This window comes from Brachybacterium sp. GU-2, assembly GCF_030866705.2.
GTDB lineage: Bacteria > Actinomycetota > Actinomycetes > Actinomycetales > Dermabacteraceae > Brachybacterium > Brachybacterium conglomeratum.
The window spans coordinates 2,243,651-2,265,099 of the sequence record NZ_CP133037.2 but is presented as its reverse complement, the minus strand read 5'-3'; the positions used below and the strand labels follow the sequence as shown (position 1 = coordinate 2,265,099).

Here is a 21,449-nt window from a genome sequence, read left to right as displayed (position 1 = left end):
TCGGGCGGCGCGCAGCGCTGACTGCACGATTTTAGGCGCGGGGGTGCACGGGGTCAACGGAGGAGCCCCGCTGAGGGCCGGTTGTGGCCCGATTCTCACTTCCGGGGGCGTGTCGTGACGGCCCCGAGAGCCCGTCGTGCCCTTCGGGTCCTGCCCCTCCGGCCCGGGGGCGCCCGGCGGGGCGGCGCCGCTCACATCGTCGCGGTCGTCCCGGTCACGTCGGAGGCGGAACCCCGACCTGTTGTCCACATCGGCGATCCACAGCGGTGAGGATAATGTGGAAAACTGTGGCGACCCGCGCCCGAGACCTGAGGGGGACACCTGATGCCGGAGGCGAACGCCGACGCGATCTGGGACAGCACGCTGAGCATCCTGCGCCGCGACGACACCGTCTCCCAGCGCGTGATGGCCCTGCTCACCCTCTCCCGCCTGATGGCCGTGGTCGCGGACACCGCCTTGCTCGCCGTGCCCTCCACCTCGGCGAAGGAGCTGATCGAGAACCGGATCGCGGGCTCGCTGAAGGCCGCCCTCAGCGAGGCCACCGGCAAGGACCTTCGCTTCGCCGTGACGGTCGACGAGTCGCTGCTGCTGGAGGGGGACGACGAGGACGAGGCCCCTGCAACGCCGCTGACCTCCTCCTCCACCGACCGCAGTGCACATCCTGTGGACAGCGATGTGGACAGTTCCACGGGGGATGTCCACACCCCGCCCTTCCGTCGTGGACGCGGCACCGTGCTCCCGTCCGAGTCCGCCTCCGGCCGGCCCGCGTTGCCCTCGAGCAGCACCTCGGACTCGGCCGCCTCCGCCGCCTCGCACTTCGGCCGGGGGAGGACGAGTTCCACGGCTCCGCGGCCGACGATCCCAGCGCCTACGCGGGGATGTCCGCGCTCAGCGGCGCCTCCGCCCCCTCCCCGGGCCCGGCCCCGCGCCGACCCACCCCCGTCGGCGGCTCGACCCTCGGCGAGGACTCGCGCCTGAACAGCAAGTACACCTTCGACACCTTCGTGATCGGCTCCTCGAACCGCTTCGCGCAGGCGGCCGCGTCGGCCGTGGCGGAGACGCCGGCGAAGGCGTACAACCCGCTGTTCATCTACGGCGGATCCGGTCTGGGGAAGACCCACCTGCTGCACGCGGTGGGCCACTACGCCCAGAGCCTCTACCCCGACGTCGTGGTGCGCTATGTGAACTCCGAGGAGTTCACCAACGAGTTCATCAACTCGGTGCAGTCCGGCCAGTTCGGCAAGGCGCAGGAGTTCCAGCGCCGCTATCGCGACATCGACATCCTGCTCATCGACGACATCCAGTTCCTGCAGCGGGCACCGGAGACGATGGAGGCGTTCTTCCACACCTTCAACACGCTCTACAACTCGGACAAGCAGATCGTGATCACCTCGGACCTGCCGCCGAAGGAGCTCGGCGGCTTCGAGGACCGGATGCGCTCCCGCTTCGAGATGGGCCTGATGACGGACGTGCAGCCGCCGGACCTCGAGACCCGCATCGCGATCCTGCGCAAGAAGGTCGCCCAGGAGAACACCGGCGAGGTGCCGCACGACGTGCTGGAGTACATCGCCAGCCACATCGCCACCAACATCCGCGAGCTCGAGGGCGCGCTGATCCGCGTGCAGGCGCTGCACTCCCTCTCCCGCCAGCCGATGGACGTCACCCTCGCCGAGTCCGTGCTGAAGGATCTGCTCTCCCACGACGACGGCGCGCAGATCACGGCCTCGACGATCATCGCCCAGACCGCGACCTACTTCGGGCTGTCGGTGGAGGAGATCGTGGGCACCGGCCGCAGCCGGCGCCTCGTCTCCGCGCGGCAGATCGGCATGTACCTGTGCCGGGAGCTGACGGACATGCCGCTGATCCGCATCGGCGAGGAGTTCGGCGGCCGCGACCACACCACCGTCATGCACGCGAACAAGAAGATCAGCGAGCTGATGAAGGAGCGTCGGGCGATCTTCAACCAGGTCACGGAGCTCACGGCGAGGATCAAGAGCTCGAGCTCCTCGGCCCGGCAGTGACTCGGGATTGACGCGGCAGTGACGCAGCCGACCGCGTGAGCGCGCCGGAAAATGTCATCCCAGGTGAGGCCGACGTTCTCCCCAATTGTGGATAACTCTGTGGACAGTGTGGAAAGGCGAGCATCTGCGCAGGAGGCGATGTGCACGGAGGAATGACAGGAATCTGACGGCGGCGGCGATCCGTGCACAGGTCGTGCACGAGCTTCCTGTGATTGTCGACGAGTCGTCCACGTCGACAGTGTCGGCTGTGACCTGCTGAGATGTCGGTTATCCACGAGATCCACAGCCGTGATGATGAGGTCTGTAGTTTCTTGCTCGTCGTGGATGTGGAGGGCGGGGGCCGGCAGCAGCGGCCGAGGAGCACGGAGGAGCAGGGGCGGAAGTCAAGGATCTGCGGCGGTGTGTCGTCGGAGGGCTCCGGGAACCGATACGCTGTCCACCGTTCGATCACGATCAGGCTTTCGACCACTGCGAAGGAGTGGCAACGGTGAAGTTCCACCTCGACCGCGGCGTCCTCGGCGACGCCGTCTCCTGGGCCACCCGCACCCTCCCTGTCCGTCCGGCGATGCCGATCCTGCAGGGCGTGCGCATCGTCGCCGATGCGGGCGGCGAGCTGCAGCTCTCGACCTTCGACTACGAGGTCAGCGCCCAGATCCGTCTCGAGGCGGAGATCGAGCAGCCGGGCGAGGTGCTGGTCCAGGGGCGCATGCTCTCGGACATCGTCCGTGCCCTGCCGAACAAGGACGTCACCGTCGCGCGCGAGGGCACGAAGCTCCAGGTCCGCTGCGGCAGCGCCCGCTTCGCGCTCGCGACCCTCCCGGTCGAGGAGTACCCGCAGCTGCCCACCATGCCCCCGGTCGCCGGCACCGTCGCGGCCGACGTGTTCTCCGAGGCGATCTCGCAGGTCACCGTCGCGGCCTCGAAGGACGACACCCTCCCGCTGCTGACCGGTGTGAAGGTCGAGATCAGCGGCGAGACCATGACCCTGATGGCCACCGACCGCTACCGCCTGGCGCTGCGCGAGCTGACCTGGAACCCCTCGTCGCCCGGCGCCGAGCTCACCGCCCTGGTCCGCGGCCGCACCCTCCATGAGGTCGCCCGCTCGCTCGCGACCGGCGGCGGCGTCGAGATCGCGCTGTCCGACGAGGACTCCGCGCACCTGATCGGCTTCGAGGCCGGCGGCCGCCGCACCACCTCCACCCTCGTCGACGGCGACTACCCGCCGGTGCGACGACTGTTCCCCGAGACCACCGCGATCACCGCCGTCGTCTCCACCGGCGCGCTGATCGACGCGGTCAAGCGCGTCTCCCTGGTCGCCGAGCGGAACACCCCGGTGCGCCTGTCGTTCTCCGAGGGCCAGGTCGCGCTCGAGGCCGGCGCCGGCGACGACGCTCAGGCCAGCGAGGTGCTCGAGGCGCAGCTCGAGGGCGAGGACCTCGTCGTCGGCTTCAACTCGGGCTTCCTGCTCGACGGCCTCGGCGCGCTCGGCAGCGAGTTCGCCCGCCTGACCTTCACCGACTCGATCAAGCCCTCGGTGATGACCGGGCAGGACTCGCTCGAGGGCGAGCCCGACAACTCCTACCGGTACCTCATCATGCCGATGCGGATCTGAGGGAGGGAGAGCTCCCTCCGTGCACCTGACCGCCCTCGAACTCACCGACTTCCGCTCCTACCGGCAGCTGAGCCTGCCCGTCCGTCCCGGCATCACCGTCATGGTGGGCCCGAACGGGCAGGGCAAGACCAACATCGTCGAGGCGCTGTGGTACCTCGCGACGCTCTCGAGCCACCGCGTCCCCCACGACGCCGCGCTCGTGCACCGCGGCGAGTCCACCGCGATCGTCCGTGCGAGCTTCGAACGCGCCGGCCGGCCCCTTCAGATCGACCTCGAGATCACCCCCGGCAAGGCGAACCGCGCCCGGCTCCAGGGGCAGAACGTCTCCCGGCTGCGCGACCTGCTCGGCGAGGTGCGGGCAGTGCTCTTCGCCCCGGAGGACCTGGGACTGGTCAAGGCCGATCCGGAGGGCAGGCGCCGCTTCCTCGACGAGCTCCTGTTCGAGATCGCGCCCCGCTTCGCGTCGATCAAGGCCGACTACGACCGGGTCCTCAAGCAGCGCGGCAACCTGCTCAAGCAGATGCGCTCGATGCGGCGGGGTGGCTCGGGGCGCAGCGTCGGCGGGCTGGACCCGGCCGAGTCCGCGGCCTCCACGCTCGAGGTCTGGGACCAGCAGCTCGCCCGTCACGGCGCCGAGCTGCTGCGTGCCCGGCTCCACCTCGTGAACCGTCTGCGCCCGCACCTGGGGTACTCCTACCTGCGGGTCTCGACCGACGAGGGGGCCGAGCAGGCGCTCGACCTGCCCCCTGACCAGCGCGGCGAGGTCGCCTCCCCGGCGGACGTCCGCTACCGTTCCGACGTGCTCGACGAGCTCGGCGCCGCGCCCGGGGAGCTGCCCGGCACCCGCGACATCCACGACGTCCTGCTCGCCCTGGTCTCCGCACGCCACGACGAGGAGATCGACCGCGGCACGAACCTCACCGGGCCGCACCGCGACGACCTCGAGATCCGCCTGCACGACTTCCCCGCGAAGGGCTACGCGAGCCACGGCGAGTCCTGGTCTCTCGCGCTCGCCCTGCGCCTGGCCAGCTACGACCTGCTGCGTCTCGAGGAGGGCGACCTCGGCGACGGCGAGCCGATTCTCATCCTCGACGACGTCTTCAGCGAGCTGGACGTGCATCGCCGCGAGCGGCTCGGCCGGATCGTCACCGACGCCTCGCAGGTGCTGATCACGACCGCGAACGACACCGACATCCCCGCCTCCCTCGACGGCGAGATCCACGTGGTCGACGTGACGCTCGGCGAGGCGGTCCCGCGCAGCGGGGGCGGGCTGCGATGAACGGCGGTGCTCCGCGCCCGAGGATCGCGAACCCGTACGGGCTCGGCACCTGGAGTGGGGCAGCGGCGGGGTCCGAGGAGCAGGCGTCCTCGCCGACGGCTCCGGCCGCCGCGCCCCCGCGGGGTGGTGCCCGCGGCGGGGACGGTGCCGAGCGGGCCCGCGGTGGAGCGCGGCCGGGCGCCGAGGGGGCTGGTGGGCCCGTCGCGTCCCGCTCCGGGGCACGGACGCCCGTCGCCCCCGGGGATCCCGACCGCGAGGAGCAGGTGCTCTACGATCCGCCGGACCTGCCGGCGCCGGTGGATCCCTTCGAGCTCGCCCGCCGCACCGTCAACCGCTCCCGTGCTGCCGCCCGTGACCGCGGCCTCTTCCCGATCTCCGCGAAGACGCAGGCCAGGGATGTGCGCGACCGGTCCGGCCGGGCGCCGGGCTACTCCGGGTCGCGCCCGGACCCGCGGGACCCGCAGGGCATCGAGCTGGTGCTGAAGAAGGTGCTGGGGAACCTCGGCTGGAACGCCGGGATGAGCACCGGACGGGTGCTGGACGAGTGGGACGTGATCGTCGGCGAGAGGCTCGCGACGCACTGCCGGCCGGTCTCCTTCGAGGACGGGGTGCTCGTGGTCAGCGCCTCCTCCTCGGCGTGGGCGGCGCAGCTGCGGATGCTCACCCCGCAGTTGATCACCACCATCGAGGAGCACGTCGGCTCCCACGTCGTCTCGGAGCTGAAGGTCACCGGCCCGGCCGCCGCCGAGCGCAGCTGGAAGAAGGGTCGACGGACGGTGACCTGGCGCGGCCCCCGGGATACGTATGGCTGATCGACGTGCTGCGAGGGACGAGCGGTAGGAGGTCAGCGGGTGGGTGGAGCCTGAGCGACGTGCTGCGATGGACGAGCGGTAGGAGGTCAGCGGGTGGGTGGAGCCCGAGCGACGTGCTGCGAGGGACGAGCGGTAGGAGGTCAGCGGGTGGGTGGAGCCTGATCGGGCGTTCATCCGCCGTCATCCTCCCGGCCGCCCCTGCTACGGTGTGCTCTCGACGAGCTGATGATGCTCGCGTGCACTGGGGTCGGTGAAATTCCGAGCCGGCGGTGACAGTCCGCGACCCGAGGGCCCATGGCCCGAGGCTGACCAGGTGGAACTCCTGGACCGACGGTGAGAGTCCGGATGGGAAGCGCACGCGGTCGACGTCGCCTGGCGTACCTGCCGACCCTCTGGGCCCGGCCGGCGCCCCCGGTGACGTCGTCCCCTCTCTTCCTCTCCCTCCGGGATCGCGAGCAGCGGACGGAGGAGAGGCCATGGACCCCGGCACCACGCAGGACGCCCCGCCAAGCGACCGGCCAGGGATCACCTCCGCGGAGACCGCCGCGCTGCGCCGCGCGCTCGAGATCGCCGCGGACCCCGCCGTGCCGTTCGGCCCGAATCCCCGCGTCGGCTGCGTGCTCCTCGCCGCCGACGGGACGGTCCTCGCCGAGGGCCGTCACCGCGGGGCCGGCACCGCCCACGCCGAGGCCGACGCCCTCGCCCGCGCCCGGCAGCTGCCGGGAGCCGCCGCGACTCTGCGCGGCGCGACGGCAGTGGTCACCCTCGAGCCCTGCGACCACACCGGCCGCACCGGTCCCTGCACCCAGGCGCTCCTCGAGGCCGGGATCTCCCGCGTCGTCGTCGCGAGGCAGGACCCGAACCCGCAGGCCGCGGGCGGCATCGACCGCCTGCGCGCGGCCGGGGTCGAGGTCGTCGGCGACGTCCCCGCCGAGCTCTCCGCGGCCGCCGCGGCCCTGAACCGTGGCTGGGAGCACGGCCTCGGCGCGTCCCGGCCGCTGGTCACGGCGAAGACCGCGCTCACCCTCGACGGGTGCGCCGCCGCCGCCGACGGCACCAGCCAGTGGATCACCGGCCCCGCCGCCCGCGAGGAGGTCCACCGGCTGCGCACCACCTGCGACGCCGTCCTCGTCGGCACCGGCACCGCCCGCAGCGACCGCCCGACGCTGACGGCCCGTCGGCCGGACGGCACCCTCCACGCCCGCCAGCCGCTGCGCGTCGTGATGGGCACCTCCGAGGTGGAGGACCTCCCCGCGATAGAGGGCGCCGGGGAGGCGCTGCACCTGCCCACGCGCGACCCGTCGGCCGCGCTTGCGACGCTCTTCGACCGCGGGATCCGGCACGTGCTGCTCGAGGGAGGGCCCACCCTCGCCGCCGCCTTCCTCCGCGCCGGGCTCGTCGACGAGCTGATCGTGCACCTCGCTCCCACCCTGCTCGGCGCCGGCCGCCCCGGCGTCGCCGACCTCGGGATCACCACCCTCGCCGAGCGGCTCGACCTCGAACTGGTCGACGTCGCCCCGCTGCCCACGCCGGGCGGCGCGAGGGACCTCCGCCTCACCCTCCGCCCCCTCACCACTCCCACCCCGGCCTGACCAGGAAGGACACCACCATGTTCACCGGAATCATCGAGGAGCTCGGCGCCGTCGAAGCCCTCGACCTCGGCGCCGACCCCGCCGCCCTGCGGATCCGCTCCCCGCGCGTGCTCGAGGGCATCGCGCTCGGCGACTCGATCGCCGTCAACGGCTGCTGCCTCACCGTCACCGCCGTCGTCGGGGAGACGTGGACCGCCGACGTCATCGCCACCACCCTCGCCGCCACCACGCTCGGCACGCTCCGCCCCGGCGACCGCGTGAACCTCGAGCGCTGCGTGCGGGCCGACGGCCGCCTGGACGGGCACATCGTGCAGGGCCACGTCGACGGCGTCGGCGAGATCCTCTCCCGCGACGAGCAGGACGGCACCACCCTGCTGCGCCTGCGCCTGCCGGGCGGCCTCGTCCGCTACGTGGCGCCCAAGGGCTCCCTCGCCGTGGACGGCGTCAGCCTCACCGTCGCCGCGATCGACGGCGACGAGGTCACCATCGGCCTGATCCCCGAGACCCTCGAGCGCACCACCCTGGGCACCCGCTCCGTCGGCGAGGGCGTGGACCTCGAGGTCGACGTGCTCGCGAAGTACGTCGAGAAGCTCACCGCCGGTCTGCTGCCCGCGCGCGCCCCGGAGGCCGTGACCGGGACGGAGCAGGGACGATGACCGGCCTGCGCCTGGATCCCGTGCCCGCCGCGATCGCGGAGATCGCCGCCGGCCGGCCCGTCGTGGTGGTGGACGACGAGGACCGCGAGAACGAGGGCGACCTGATCCTCGCCGCCGCGACCGCCACCCCCGAGCAGGTCGCCTTCGCGGTCCGGCACTCGAGCGGGCTGCTGTGCGCGCCGATGAGCGCCGAGCGGGCCGACGCCCTCGAGCTGCCGCTGATGGTCGCCGACAACGCGGACCCCTTCCGCACCGCGTACACCCTGACCGTCGACGCGGCCGAGGGGGTCACCACCGGCATCTCCGCCGCGGACCGGGCCCGCACCCTCACCGTCCTCGCCGATCCCGCCGCAGTCCCGACCGACCTGATCCGGCCCGGGCACGTGCTGCCGCTGCGGGCGAAGGCCAGCGGCGTGCTCGAGCGGCGCGGCCACACCGAGGCCGCCGTGGACCTCACACGGATGGCAGGTCTGCCCGCGGTCGGGATGATCGTCGAGCTCGTCCACGACGACGGCACCATGCAGCGCGGCCCAGCGCTGCGCGCCTTCGCCGACCAGCACGGACTGGCCATGATCTCCATCGAGGACCTCGCCGCGCACCGGCGGGAGATCGGTGAGGCGGCGGCGCCGCTCCTGCCGGCAGTGCCGTCCGCCGCACCGGCCGACCCGTCGTCGGGCGCGTTGGCCGGGTCGGTCCCCGCGCTGCTCGAGTTCACCGAGGCGGTGCCGCTGCCCTCCGCCCACGGCGCATTCCGCGCCCTCGCCGTGCGGGAGGGGACGGCGGAGCACCTGGTGCTCGTGGCCGGGGACGTCACCGGGGAGGAGCCCGTGCTCACGCGCGTCCACTCCGAGTGCGTGACCGGTGACGTGATCGGCTCGCTGCGCTGCGACTGCGGACCCCAGCTGCAGGAGTCCCTCGCCCGGATCTCCACCGCCGGCCGCGGCGTGCTGGTGCTGCTGCGCGGGCACGAGGGCCGCGGCATCGGCCTGGTCCAGAAGCTGCGCGCCTACGCCCTGCAGGACGCGGGCCGCGACACCGTCGAGGCGAACCTCGACCTCGGACTGCCCGTGGACGAGCGCAGCTTCGCCGCGGTTCCGCGGATCCTCGAGCACCTCGGCGTCACCGCGATCGACCTGCTCACCCACAACCCCGAGAAGGCCGACGCCCTGCGCGCCGGCGGCACGCGCGTGCACCGGGTCCTCGACCTCGAGGCCCACCCCACTGCCGAGAACCTCGCGTATCTCACCACCAAGCGGGACCGGCTGGGCCACCACCTGACCGGGCTTCCCGCGCTCGACCCCACCACTACCACCGCCCCTGTCACGACCCCCGGAGGAACCTCATGAGCGGCCACGGCGCCCCCACCCCGCAGATCACCGCCCGCCCCGACGCCCGCGTCGCGATCGTCGCCGCGTCCTGGCACGAGGAGGTGATGGACGGCCTGGTCGCCGGCGCCCTGCGCGCCTGCGCCGAGGCCGGCATCGACAGGCCCACCCTGGTGCGCGTGCCCGGCTCCTTCGAGCTGCCCGTGGTGGCGGACCGCCTCGCCCGCGGCCACGAGGCAGTGATCGCCCTCGGCGTCGTCATCCGCGGCGGCACCCCGCACTTCGACTACGTCTGCTCCGCGGCGACCGACGGGCTGAACCGGGTGTCCCTCGACCACGGCGTCCCCGTCGGCTTCGGGCTCCTGACCTGCGACTCCGACGAGCAGGCGCGGGATCGGGCCGGCCTGCCCGGCTCCGTGGAGGACAAGGGGCACGAGGCGGCCGCGGCGGCGCTCGCCACCGCCGAGGTGCTCGCGGGGCTCCCGGACGCCGCCCGCTGAGCCCCGTCGCGGGACTCCCGGGAGCGGACATCCCAGGCGCGCCCGTGCCGCCTCCGGACCCCCTCGGGCGTACCCGCCCCCATCCGAGGCTCCCGGAGCGCGTTGAAGAGGCCGTCACGGAGCGTCTGGGACGGGGTCAGCGTCGCGTCGTCCACAGGAACGGGGCGTCGAATAGGCCCAGCACCCGTTCTCCGATAGAATGACGGCGGTTCGGCCGACGTCGACCGGGGTCGAAGCAGCCCGGTCACCTCGATGCCGTCGGCCCGATCGCCGAGGCCTGCGGGTGCCGCTCGCGCGCGTGCGCGAGGAGCTCCCGTGGATCCCGCACGCGTCGGGCCGCAGGGACACCGCCGCACGGTGCCGCCGGACCACCCTCGGTCCGTCCGACCGAGGGACGACCGGACTGCGAGGAGCCACATCAGGTGAGCGACAGCGACCGCCCCATGCCCGACCAGGACCTGCCCGAGGGCACCTCGGACCCGTCACCGGGAGCGGACGGCGCAGCACCGGCTCCCGAGGCGGAGACGGCCCCCGCGGCCCCGGCGCCGACCACCGCGGGCGAGAAGGCGGCTCGTGCGCCCGAGCACTACGAGGCCTCGGACATCACCGTCCTCGAGGGCCTCGAGGCGGTCCGCAAGCGCCCCGGCATGTACATCGGCTCCACCGGTGAGCGCGGCCTGCACCACATGGTCCAGGAGATCGTCGACAACTCCGTGGACGAGGCGATGGCCGGCCACGGCGACACCATCGAGGTCACCCTCCTCGCCGACGGCGGCGTGCGCGTCGTCGACCACGCCCGCGGCATCCCCGTGGACATGCACCCCACCGAGAACAAGCCCGCCGTCGAGCTGGTGCTCACCGTGCTGCACGCGGGCGGCAAGTTCGGCGGCGGCGGCTACGCCGTCTCCGGCGGTCTGCACGGCGTCGGCTCCTCCGTGGTCAACGCCCTCTCCGTCCGCATGGAGGTCGAGATCCGCCGCCAGGGCCACGTCTGGCGCCAGGCCTACTCCCGCGGCGTCCCCGTCGCCCCGCTCGAGAAGGGCGAGGAGACCGACGAGACCGGCACCACCATCACCTTCTGGGCCGACGGCGAGATCTTCGACTCGACCGTGTACGACTTCGAGACGCTGCGCAAGCGGTTCCAGCAGATGGCCTTCCTCAACAAGGGCCTGCGCATCACGCTGACCGACGAGCGCGCCGACGAGGCCGACGAGGCCGAGGAGGACCAGGAGGTCGACGTCGAGCTCGAGGCCGAGAAGGCCGAGCAGGGCGAGACCTCGGGCGGCCCCCGCACGGTCTCCTACCTCTACGAGCGCGGCCTGCAGGACTTCGTCGAGTTCATCAACTCGGCCAAGCGCGCCGAGGTGATCCACCCCGACATCATCTCCTTCGAGTCCGAGGACACGGACGCGAAGATCTCCGTCGAGGTCGCGATGCAGTGGACCGGCGCGTACACCGACTCCGTTCACACCTACGCCAACACGATCAACACCCACGAGGGCGGCACCCACGAGGAGGGCTTCCGCTCCTCGCTCACCTCGATCGTGAACCGCTACGGCCGCGCCCAGGGCCTGCTCAAGGAGAAGGACGCCAACCTCACCGGCGAGGACATCCGCGAGGGCCTCACCGCGGTGATCTCCGTGAAGCTCGGCGAGCCGCAGTTCGAGGGCCAGACCAAGACCAAGCTCGGCAACACCATCGCCCGCACCTTCATGGTCAAGGTGATGACCGACCAGCTCACCGACTGGTTCGAGTCCCACCCGAACGAGGCCAAGGCGATCGTGCTGAAGGGCCAGGCCGCGGCGATGGCCCGCGAGGCGGCCCGCAAGGCCCGCGACGCGACCCGTCGGAAGTCCCCGCTGGAGACCGGCGGCATGCCCGGCAAGCTGCGCGACTGCTCCTCCCGCAACCCCGCCGAGTCCGAGATCTTCATCGTCGAGGGCGACTCCGCCGGCGGCTCCGCCGTGCAGGGCCGCGACCCGCGCACCCAGGCGATCCTCCCCATCCGCGGCAAGATCCTGAACGTGGAGAAGGCGCGGCTCGACCGGGCGCTCGACAACCAGGAGGTCCGCTCGCTGATCACCGCCTTCGGCACCGGCATCGGCGAGGACTTCGACGCGACCAAGCTGCGGTACCACAAGATCATCCTGATGGCCGACGCGGACGTCGACGGCCAGCACATCTGCACCCTGCTGCTGACGCTGCTGTTCCGCTACATGCGGCCGCTGATCGAGCTGGGCCACGTGTTCATCGCGATGCCGCCGCTGTACCGCCTGAAGTGGTCCAACGCCCCGCACGAGTACGTCTTCAGCGACGAGGAGCGCGACGAGCGCCTCGCCGCCGGGCAGTCCGCCGGGCGCCGCATCCCCAAGGACAACGGCATCCAGCGCTACAAGGGCCTCGGCGAGATGGACTGGAAGGAGCTGCAGTCCACCACCATGGACCCCTCCTCCCGCACCCTCAAGCAGGTCACGGTCGACGAGGCCGCCGACGCGGACACCATCTTCTCCGTCCTGATGGGCGACGACGTCGAGTCCCGGCGCCGCTTCATCCAGGAGAACGCCAAGGACGTCCGCTTCCTCGACATCTGAGCGGGCCCCGGGGCGGCGCCGACCCCTCTCGCGCACCCCCGGGGCCCCCACGACCCACCGGCCCCACCCGAAAGGCCCTCCCCGCCATGAGCGACACCCCGAACGACCCCACCGGCCCCGAGGACGACCAGCCGTCGGCCGAGACCCCGACCCCCGCCGAGAGCGCCGGGATCGGCGGTCAGGAGATGCCCGAGGGCTCCAGCGAGCTCTCGGCCGACGAGGCCGCCTCCCGCACCGTCACGCTCGTCGACCCCCTCGACGAGGACGAGGTCGACCGCATCACCCAGGTCGACCTCAACCAGGAGATGCAGCGCTCCTATCTCGACTACGCGATGAGCGTCATCGTCTCGCGCGCCCTCCCGGACGTGCGCGACGGCCTCAAGCCCGTCCACCGCCGCATCGTCTACGCCATGTACGACGGCGGCTACCGCCCCGACCGCTCCTTCTCCAAGTGCGCGAAGGTCGTCGGCGAGGTCATGGGCAACTACCACCCCCACGGCGACTCCGCGATCTACGACGCGATGGTCCGCCTGGTCCAGCCCTGGAACATGCGCTACCCGCTGATCCTGGGCCAGGGCAACTTCGGCTCCGCCGGCGACGACGGCGCGGCCGCCCCCCGGTACACCGAGTGCAAGATGGCGCCGCTGGCCCTCGAGCTGGTCCGCGACATCGAGCAGGACACCGTGGACATGCAGGGCAACTACGACAACACCGTCGACGAGCCCTCCGTCCTCCCTGCCCGCTTCCCGAACCTCCTGGTCAACGGCTCCGCCGGCATCGCCGTCGGCATGGCCACGAACATCCCGCCGCACAACCTGCGCGAGGTGGCCGACGCCGTCCAGTGGCTGCTGACGAACCACGAGGCGACCAAGCCCGAGCTGCTCGAAGCGTGCATGAAGTTCATCAAGGGCCCCGACTTCCCCTCCGGCGCCACGATCGTCGGCACCGACGGGATCGAGGACGCCTATCGCACCGGCCGCGGCTCGATCACCCAGCGCGCCGTCGTCTCCACCGAGGAGATCGGTGGCCGCATGGCGCTCGTCGTCACCGAGCTGCCCTACCAGGTCAATCCCGACAACCTCGCCCGCAAGATCGCGGAGATGGTCAAGCTCGGCAAGATCCAGGGCATCGCCGACATCACCGACGAGACCTCCGGCCGCACCGGCCAGCGCCTGGTCATCACCCTCAAGCGCGACGCCGTGGCGAAGGTGGTGCTGAACAACCTCTACAAGCACACCCAGCTGCAGGAGAACTTCTCCGCGAACATGCTCGCCCTCTCCGGCGGCGTGCCCCGCACCCTCTCGATCGACTCCTTCGTGCGCGAGTGGACGAAGCACCAGATCGACGTCATCGTGCGCCGCACCAAGTTCCGCCTGAAGAAGGCCGAGGAGCAGATCCACATCTACCGCGGCTACCTCAAGGCGCTGGACGCGCTGGACGAGGTCATCGCGCTGATCCGCCGCTCCCCGGACGTCGACGAGGCCCGCACCGGGCTGATCGACCTGCTCGAGATCGACGAGATCCAGGCCAACGCCATCCTCGCGATGCAGCTGCGCCGCCTGGCCGCCCTGGAGCGCCAGAAGATCATCGAGGAGCACGACCGGCTCCAGGCCCTCATCGAGGAGTACCGGGCGATTCTCGCCGACCCGGCGCGGCAGCGGCAGATCGTCTCCGAGGAGCTCGGCGAGCTGGTCGACAAGTACGGCGACGACCGTCGGACCCAGATCCTCCCCTTCCACGGCGACATGTCGATGGAGGACCTCATCCCCGAGGAGGACGTGGTCGTCACGATCACGCGCGGCGGCTACGTCAAGCGCACCCGCGAGGACCAGTACCGGGCCCAGAAGCGCGGCGGCAAGGGCGTGCGCGGCGCGTCCCTGCGCGAGGACGACGTGGTCGAGCACTTCTTCACCACGACCACCCACCGCTGGCTGCTGTTCTTCACCAACCAGGGCCGGGTCTACCGCGCCAAGGGCTACGAGCTGCCCGAGGCGCCGCGGGACGCGAAGGGCCAGCACGTGGCGAACCTGATGGCCTTCCAGCCCGACGAGCGCATCGCCTCCGTCCTCGCGATCGGCTCCTACGAGGACGCCGAGTACCTGGTGCTCGCCACCGAGTCCGGCCTGGTCAAGAAGACGGCGATGACCGCCTTCGACTCCAACCGCACCGGCGGCATCATCGCGATCAACCTGCGCGACGTCGACGGCATCGACGGCACCCGCCCCGACCGCGTCATCGCCGCCCGCGCCGTGAACGGCGACGACGAGCTGCTGCTCGTCTCCCGCAACGGCCAGAGCGTGCGCATGCCCGCCGCGGACAACGTGCTGCGCCCGACGGGCCGCGCCACCAGCGGCGTCACCGGTATGAAGTTCCGCCACGACGACCAGCTGCTGGCGATGGACGTGGTGCGCCCCGGCACCTTCGTGGTCACCGTGACCGACGGCGGCTTCGCCAAGCGCACCAGCATCGACGAGTACCGGCTCCAGGGCCGCGGCGGCCTCGGCATCCGCGTCGCGAAGCTGCCCGACGACCGCGGCCACCTCGCCGGCGCCGCCGTCGTCGAGGAGACCGACGAGCTGCTGGTCGTGATGGAGCGCGGCCGCGTGGTCCGCTCGAAGGTCTCCGAGGTGCCGCCGAAGGGCCGCACCACCATGGGCGTCACCTTCGCCAAGCCCGACAAGGGCGACCGCATCCTGCTGGTCACCACCGGCCCGGAGAGCGAGCTCGACGAGGACGAGGCCGAGAAGCCGGTCCTCGAGGACGCCGGCGACGGCGGTGAGGGCTCCGCGGACAGCGCGGCGAGCCCCGCCTCGGCCGACGAGGCCGCAGGCGAGGAGGATGTGGAGAACTCCGACACCGCCGGCCCCGCGACCGAGGACGGGCAGGGCGATGCTCTAGGCTCTGACGAGTCCGAGACCTCGCCCGACGACGCAGACCAGAACGAGGAGTGACCCGTGAGCACCAGTGACTCCAGGACCGGCACCGGGAAGACCGACGCCGCCGAGTCCACCTCGAAGCTCCCGGCCTTCGACAGCGCCTCCTCGCCGTCGGAGCAGGGGCTCGGCTCCGGCAAGGGCTCCGCGGCCCGCGGCGCGAGCCGCAGCCCGAAGAAGTCGGCACCGACCGGCGGGGTGGAGAAGGAGCGCCGCGGCCCGCGCCGGGTGCGCCTGACCCTGGCCCGCCTGGACCCGTTCTCGGTGATGAAGCTGTCCTTCCTCGTCGCGATCGCCGTCGGCATCGCGACCGTGATCGCGGTCGTGCTGCTGTGGAACCTCGTCGAGGCGATCGGCCTGTGGGGCAAGATCGACCAGCTGGGCCGCGACCTGAACGGCGGCAACCCGCTGCCCTTCATGGAGTTCTTCAGCTTCTCGAAGATGACCAGCTACGGCACCATCGTCGCGGTGGTGAACGTCGTGATCATCACCGCGCTCGGCACCCTGGGCGCCTTCCTCTACAACCTCGTCGCCGCGCTGCTGGGCGGGCTGAAGATGACCTTCACCGACGAGTGAGTCCCCGGCCGGCGGGCATGCCCTCCGCGATGCCCGCCCGCCCTGCTCGCCCTGCCGGGCACTGACCCGCCCGGCCGCAGGTGACAGGCTCGCCCGCAGGGCACGGGCGACTCCATCGACGCCGCCGCGCCTCCCCGAGGCCGGCGGCGTCGTCGTCTCCGGGACCATCCGACCCTCGCCCCGTGCCCCGAGGGGCCGGCAGGGGAGACGTGGCTCTGTGGCGGAATACCCTCATTCCGGCTCAGAGCCACGCCTCGGGTGGGCGCGGCCTCCTGGTGAGCACCTTTTGTGGCCCGGAGGATTCATGCGGGGGTCGCCATGAGTCGCCAGCGCAGCAAACATTGGCGAATGGCGGTCCCAAAGACCCTGGTTCGCTAGGGACGGGGGATCCGCCGGCCAGTGTCGAGCGTCGAGTGTCGGATGTCGGGTGTCGGGTGTCGGTGGTCCAGGGCGGGGTGCCGGATACCTGCCGTCCGCCCGGGGTCAGGGCTGATGGAGCTCGGTGACGTCGGCGACCTGGGCGTCGAGGCGGGCGAGGGTCTCCTCGGCGGGGACGGTCGCGGCGACGCCGTGCGCGCCGGCGCCCATCGAGATCCGCCGCTCGGGATCCCCGGCCAGGGACGCGTCGGCCACCACCGGCCAGGCCGTGGCCGCGCCGAAGGGCGTGATCGTGCCGCGCTCGTAGCCGGTGACCTCCTTGGCGACCTCCTTGTCCGGCATCGACAAGCGGTTCACGCCCAGCAGCGCGCGCAGCTTCGGCCAGGAGATCTCCCGGTCCCCGGGCACCAGCACGAAGAGGAAGTCGCCCTCGCCGCGTCGCACCACGAGGGTCTTGACGATGTCGCGGGGTTCGACGCCGCGGGCCGCAGCGGCTTCGGCGAGGGAGCCGACCCTCCCGTGCCGGGTGATCTCGTGGGGCAGGCCCAGGGCCTCCAGGGCGTCGGTCGCACGCTGCTCGCTCATAGGGCCAGCGTAGGCCCCGACCCCGGGAGTGCAGTGACCGGGCGCGCAGTCTCCGGGAGCGCAGCTCCATCCGGCCGTCGGGACCCTCGAGCGGCGTCCAGCCCGCCCTCTCGTACAGCGGCCGGACCGCCTCGGACACGCCTGCAGCACGATCCGCTTCGGCCTCATCGGCTCCAGGTCCTCCCGGACGTGGTCGACCAGGGCGGCGCCCAGTCGTCGTCCCCTGTGCGCGGGAGCCACGATCGACTCGGCGAGCCTGGCCAAAGTGACGCCGTCGGCGGCGGACGTGAGCGCGGTCGAGCTGACCTGGGGAGCTCGCGGGCGCCGCGCTACGGTCGAGGGATGTCCGTCGCGTGTCCCGATTCCCTGCCTGCCGCCGTCGCCCCCGAGGAGTACCCGTGGCTTGGGCCGTCGGCGACCTCCGCTCTCCTGCTGGCCGACGGGGTGGTGGGTCTCGAACCGGGCGCGGACGGCGGCGGGCGGCACGACGACGCCGCGGACGACGGCGGATCGGCCGGGGACGGCCTGCACCACGCCGGTCGGGAGGCCGACCGCGTCGCCCGGGAGCGTCCGGCCGAGGACCAGGACCGCCCGTTCGTGGACCGCCGGGAGATCGAGCGGGCCCTCGCCGCGGCGGGCGCCGCGCCGCTGGCCGAACGGACCCTGGTCCTCGCCGTCGGCTCCAACCAGACTCCCCGGACCATCGCGCGGAAGTACCGACGCGCTGGGCGCGAGCTGGACGTGACCACGCCCTTCGTGCGCTGCACCGTGCACGGCCTCGCCGTCGGCCATGTCGCGCGGGCCGCCGCTCCCGGCTACGTGCCCGCCGCCCCGTACCGCGCCGAGGGTGAGCGGATGGAGCTGGTCGCGACCTGGTTCGACGAGGAGCAGCTGGCTGTCGTCGACCAGACCGAGCCGAACTACGACCGGCTGCGGCTCGGCGCGGCGGACGTCCCGCTCGTGCTCGCGACGGGTGAGCGTCCGGAGCACGTGGACGTCTACGCCTCGCGATGGGGCGTGCTGGCCCGCGATGGGGTGCCGATCCCGCTGCGGCACCGGCAGCAGGAGCTGTTCGACGAGCTCCAGGGACTCACCGGCGAGACGCGCCTGATCGGCGACGCTGCGGAGGTCTGCGGCCGGCTCGCCGCGCAGCCGGACCTGGTGCACGACCTCGCCCGCGAGCACCGCCTCGTGGTCGCCGACGGGCTGCCGAGGCGCTGAGCTCCGCACCAGCCCGGGCAGTCAGGGCACAGGCGGCGGCGGATGTTTCACGGCGATCATTCGCTAGCTAGGCTACGGAATGACGGGCCCCTCGCCCACCCGTGATCCGTCGAGGACAGGAGCACCTCCGATGACCGCTCTCTGGTGGGTGCGCGACGACCTGCGCCTGCACGACAATCCCGCGCTCGCCGCCGCCGCGGAGGACGGCGCCGTCATCGCCGTGCACGTCGACGAGCGCATCGAGGGCGTGCGGGACCTGGGCGGGGCGACCCTGTGGTGGCTGCACCACTCGCTGGCGCGCCTCGGCGCTGCGCTGCGCGCACTGGGCGTCCCGCTGGTGCTCGTCAGCGGGGACCCCGAGGAGCTGATCCCCCAGCTGGTGCGTGATAGCGGCGCCGACTCCGTGCTGTGGAACCGCCGGTACCACGCCCCCCGCAGGGCCGTGGATGCTCGGCTGAAGAGCGCGCTGCGCGAGCAGGGCCTGCGGGCGGAGAGCTTCGACGGCTATCTGCTACACGAACCCTGGACGATCACCACGCAGTCCGGCGACCCGTACAAGGTGTACTCGGCCTTCGCCCGCGCCTGCGGCGAGGCGGGTCCGCCCCGCGCCGCCGCCGGCCTCCCGCCGCGTCTGGCCGGACCGCCCGACGGAGTGCGCGCCGGCGGGCACGAGATGCGCACCTGGCTCCGCGAGGAGCACCTCGAGCGGGTCCTCGACCGTCGGGGCTGGATCCCGACGTCGCCGGACTGGGCGGGTGGGCTGCGCGAGGCCTGGTCCCCGGGGGAGCAGGGCGCCCGGCAGCGCCTCGAGGACCTCGACGGGGTGCTGGGCGCGTACGCGGAGGACCGGGAACGGCCCGCCACGGAGGGGACCACCCGTCTGTCCCCGCATCTGCGCTTCGGCGAGGTCTCGCCCCACGAGGTGTGGCATCGGAGCGTGGAGTGCGGCCGCGGCACGGGCCCGGAGTCCTTCCGCAGGGAGCTGCTGTGGCGGGAGTTCGCCTGGCACCGGCTGTTCCACCTGCCGGATCTCGCGATCCGCAACGTCCGTCGACAGTTCGACCGCTTCGACTGGCGGGAGGACGCGAAGGAGCTCCGCGCCTGGCAGCGGGGACGCACCGGCATCGACCTCGTCGACGCCGGAATGCGACAGCTCTGGGAGACCGGGTGGATGCACAACCGGGTGCGGCTCGTGACCGGCTCCTTCCTCACCAAGAATCTCCGGCAGCACTGGCGGCGCGGCGAGGAGTGGTTCTGGGACACGCTAGTGGACGCCGACGAGGCCTCGAACCCGTTCAACTGGCAGTGGGTGGCGGGGAGCGGGGACGACGCCGCGCCGTACTTCCGCGTGTTCAACCCTGCCCGTCAGCAGGAGCGCTTCGACCCCGACGGCGACTACGTGCGACGGTGGGTGCCCGAGATCGGCACCGAGCGCCGGGACGACCCGATCGTGGACCTGCGCGACTCGCGGCGAGACGCACTGGCCGCCTACGAGGAGGTCAGGGGCTCGCCGGACGGGGTGTGACCTCGCGAACAGCGGTCCGGGTCGGTTGGACGGGGTGGGGCTGTTCGGGGTAGCGTTATGCGTCGGCGGAGATCCCCGGGATTCGTCCCGAGATCGCCCTGCACGGGCCTATAGCTCAGTCGGTTAGAGCGCTGTCCTGATAAGACAGAGGTCGCTGGTTCAAGTCCAGCTAGGCCCACTTCGAGGATCGGAGGAACTCATGAAGAAGTTCATCGCGACCACCGCTGTCGTGCTCACCACGGCTGTCGCGGGGATCCTCACCTGGCGGAAGGTCGAGTCCGACCGGATCCGCAACGATCTGTGGAACGAGGCGGAGCGCGTCTCCGTCGAGCAGGACATGGCGGCGCAGAAGCAGGCGCAGCACTCCTGATCCGCACCGGTGCCGCAGCGAGTACGATCGGCACCACCCACGGGGACTTAGCTCAGTTGGTAGAGCGGTAGCTTTGCAAGCTTCAGGTCAGGGGTTCGACCCCCCTAGTCTCCACCAGGCAGGACAGACGAAGGCCCCTCCCCCGGGAGGGGCCTTCTGCGTGTCCAGTCGTGTCCGCACCGCCGTCGGCTCGGGCCGGCCTCACTGCCGCGCCGTGGTCTCCGCGACCGTCCCGTCGACGCCCACGAGCGTGACGACGTCGTCGTCGCCCAGACGGGCCCCGGGCGGGACCTGCGCATCGTCCTGCACGAGACAGCCGCGCAGACGGGCTCCGGCACCCACGTGCGCACCGTCGAGGACGACGCACTCCACCAGCTCGGCACCGGCCTCGACGACCGCGCCGGGACTGATCACGCTGCGGGTCACGCTGCCGGCCACGTCGCTGCCCTGGGCGAGCAGGGAGGTGCTCACCGCGGCGCCGTCCCGGACTCGGGCGGGCAGCAGCTGAGGCTGGGCGGAGAAGATCGGCCAGTCGGGATCGTCGAGGGTCACGCCGTCGCCGTCGAGCAGGTGCATGTGCGCCTCCCAGTACGAGGCGAGGGTGCCGATGTCTCTCCAGTACCCCTCGAGGCGGTGCTCGACGGTCCGGTGCCGCTCGACGAAGTGGGGGATGAGGTCGTCGCCCCAGTCCTGCAGCTCGCCGACCTGCTCCGGCAGAGTCTGCAGGGCCTCGAGCAGCGCGGGGGCGTCGAAGCAGAAGATCTCGGTCGCGACGAGATCGGTGGGCGGGTCCTCCGGCTTGTACCAGAACTCCTCGACGATGCCGCCCTCCCCGGTGCGCACCACGCCGTGGCGGGAGGCGTCCTGCGGGAGGCGGGTGGTGACCATGGTGAGCTCGGCGTCGGCGGCCGCGTGCGTGTCCAGCACGTCCAGCAGATCGATGGTGTAGAGGTGATCGGCGCTGAGCACCAGCACGATCTCCGGGGCGAACTCGGCGATGAGCTCCTTCTGCCTCCACAGGGTGTCGCTGTTGCCGGTGGCGAAGCCTTCGCCCTCGGCGCCCTCGAAGGGGGTGAGGGTGCGCAGCCCGTCGTGGGTGCGGTCGAGGTCCCAGGGCCGGCCGGCCGACAGGTGCTCGTTCAGCGAGTGCGGGAGATACTGCTCGACCACCCACACCGCCCTGAGGTGGCTGTTGGCGAGATTGGACAGGGCGATGTCGATCAGTCGGTAGGAGCCGCCCACGCGGAGGGCGGGCTTGGCCTGCTCGTCGGTGAGCGCTCCCATCCGGGAGCCCTGTCCGCCGGCGAGGACGATCGCGAGGGTGCGGGGGATGCGCATACGGGCCAGGGTACGGCCGTGACGCGCGAGGGGGGAGTGGACCGACCGGCGGGTCCAGCCCGTCGGCCGCCCCGCCGAGACGCCGCCGGTCCGCGATCCGGTCGCGCGGAGTCCGTGGCCGCGCCCCTCCCGTTC

The 21,449-nt window shown here is 72.1% G+C and carries 15 protein-coding genes, 2 tRNA genes, 1 pseudogene and 1 riboswitch; of the genes and pseudogenes, 16 read left to right on the top strand and 2 right to left on the bottom strand.

The annotated features are described in order from the left end of the window. Positions 1-350 precede the first annotated feature (350 nt). The 11 genes and pseudogenes from dnaA to RBL05_RS10275 all read left to right on the top strand — a co-directional run. A pseudogene (gene dnaA / locus RBL05_RS10325) lies at positions 351-2,021 on the top strand (chromosomal replication initiator protein DnaA); the annotation flags it as partial. A gap of 487 nt (positions 2,022-2,508) precedes the next feature. After that, positions 2,509-3,633, top strand: a complete 1,125-nt coding sequence (gene dnaN / locus RBL05_RS10320; protein ID WP_308739563.1) for a DNA polymerase III subunit beta — start codon at positions 2,509-2,511, stop codon at positions 3,631-3,633. A 19-nt stretch (positions 3,634-3,652) separates the two neighbouring features. Beyond that, positions 3,653-4,912, top strand: coding sequence for a DNA replication/repair protein RecF (gene recF / locus RBL05_RS10315; RefSeq protein ID WP_308739564.1), 1,260 nt, complete (start codon positions 3,653-3,655; stop codon positions 4,910-4,912). Between the two features lie 263 nt (positions 4,913-5,175). Then, positions 5,176-5,724 carry a DciA family protein gene (locus tag RBL05_RS10310; RefSeq protein WP_308739565.1) on the top strand — a complete coding sequence of 183 codons (549 nt, stop codon included), beginning with the start codon at positions 5,176-5,178 and terminating at the stop codon, positions 5,722-5,724. 232 nt (positions 5,725-5,956) lie between these two features. Continuing rightward, positions 5,957-6,086: riboswitch (FMN riboswitch) on the top strand. A gap of 114 nt (positions 6,087-6,200) precedes the next feature. Then, complete coding sequence (ribD, locus tag RBL05_RS10305; protein WP_308739566.1) at positions 6,201-7,316, top strand: bifunctional diaminohydroxyphosphoribosylaminopyrimidine deaminase/5-amino-6-(5-phosphoribosylamino)uracil reductase RibD; 1,116 nt, start codon at positions 6,201-6,203, stop codon at positions 7,314-7,316. 17 nt (positions 7,317-7,333) lie between these two features. Next, positions 7,334-7,972, top strand: coding sequence for a riboflavin synthase (locus RBL05_RS10300; RefSeq protein WP_308739567.1), 639 nt, complete (start codon positions 7,334-7,336; stop codon positions 7,970-7,972). Next, complete coding sequence (ribB, locus tag RBL05_RS10295; protein WP_318603629.1) at positions 7,969-9,318, top strand: 3,4-dihydroxy-2-butanone-4-phosphate synthase; 1,350 nt, start codon at positions 7,969-7,971, stop codon at positions 9,316-9,318. Before RBL05_RS10300 ends, ribB begins: the two co-directional genes overlap by 4 nt. Next, on the top strand, positions 9,315-9,797 hold the full coding sequence (gene ribH / locus RBL05_RS10290; protein ID WP_308741182.1) for a 6,7-dimethyl-8-ribityllumazine synthase: 483 nt from the start codon (positions 9,315-9,317) through the stop codon (positions 9,795-9,797). The genes ribB and ribH overlap by 4 nt, the downstream gene beginning before the upstream one ends. Before the next feature lie 443 nt (positions 9,798-10,240). Continuing rightward, entirely contained in the window at positions 10,241-12,388 is a 2,148-nt protein-coding gene (gene gyrB / locus RBL05_RS10285; RefSeq protein ID WP_308741183.1) for a DNA topoisomerase (ATP-hydrolyzing) subunit B, read from the top strand. Positions 12,389-12,474: 86 nt separating this feature from the next. Beyond that, positions 12,475-15,339 (top strand): DNA gyrase subunit A, encoded by a 2,865-nt coding sequence (gene gyrA / locus RBL05_RS10280; RefSeq protein WP_308739569.1) that lies wholly within the window; start codon positions 12,475-12,477, stop codon positions 15,337-15,339. A 3-nt stretch (positions 15,340-15,342) separates the two neighbouring features. Then, entirely contained in the window at positions 15,343-15,897 is a 555-nt protein-coding gene (locus RBL05_RS10275; protein WP_308739570.1) for a DUF3566 domain-containing protein, read from the top strand. 483 nt (positions 15,898-16,380) lie between these two features. Here the strand turns inward: RBL05_RS10275 and RBL05_RS10270 are convergent, their stop codons facing one another. Beyond that, positions 16,381-16,860, bottom strand: coding sequence for an aminoacyl-tRNA deacylase (locus RBL05_RS10270; protein WP_308739571.1), 480 nt, complete (start codon positions 16,858-16,860; stop codon positions 16,381-16,383). Between the two features lie 342 nt (positions 16,861-17,202). Here RBL05_RS10270 and RBL05_RS10265 point away from each other — a divergent pair, with 342 nt between their 5' ends. The 5 genes from RBL05_RS10265 (at position 17,203) to RBL05_RS10245 (ending at position 20,093) form a co-directional block, all read left to right on the top strand. Further along, positions 17,203-18,081, top strand: a complete 879-nt coding sequence (locus RBL05_RS10265; RefSeq protein WP_308739572.1) for a hypothetical protein — start codon at positions 17,203-17,205, stop codon at positions 18,079-18,081. 130 nt (positions 18,082-18,211) lie between these two features. Next, positions 18,212-19,606 (top strand): cryptochrome/photolyase family protein, encoded by a 1,395-nt coding sequence (locus tag RBL05_RS10260; protein WP_308739573.1) that lies wholly within the window; start codon positions 18,212-18,214, stop codon positions 19,604-19,606. Positions 19,607-19,710: 104 nt separating this feature from the next. Further along, a tRNA-Ile gene (locus tag RBL05_RS10255) sits at positions 19,711-19,784 on the top strand. Between the two features lie 21 nt (positions 19,785-19,805). Then, positions 19,806-19,976, top strand: a complete 171-nt coding sequence (locus RBL05_RS10250; RefSeq protein ID WP_269364543.1) for a DLW-39 family protein — start codon at positions 19,806-19,808, stop codon at positions 19,974-19,976. Positions 19,977-20,017: 41 nt separating this feature from the next. After that, positions 20,018-20,093: transfer RNA gene (locus tag RBL05_RS10245), tRNA-Ala, on the top strand. An 84-nt stretch (positions 20,094-20,177) separates the two neighbouring features. On the opposite strand, the gene RBL05_RS10240 is transcribed toward RBL05_RS10245, so the two are convergent. Beyond that, complete coding sequence (locus RBL05_RS10240) at positions 20,178-21,314, bottom strand: glucose-1-phosphate adenylyltransferase family protein (protein WP_308739574.1); 1,137 nt, start codon at positions 21,312-21,314, stop codon at positions 20,178-20,180. Positions 21,315-21,449 lie beyond the last annotated feature (135 nt).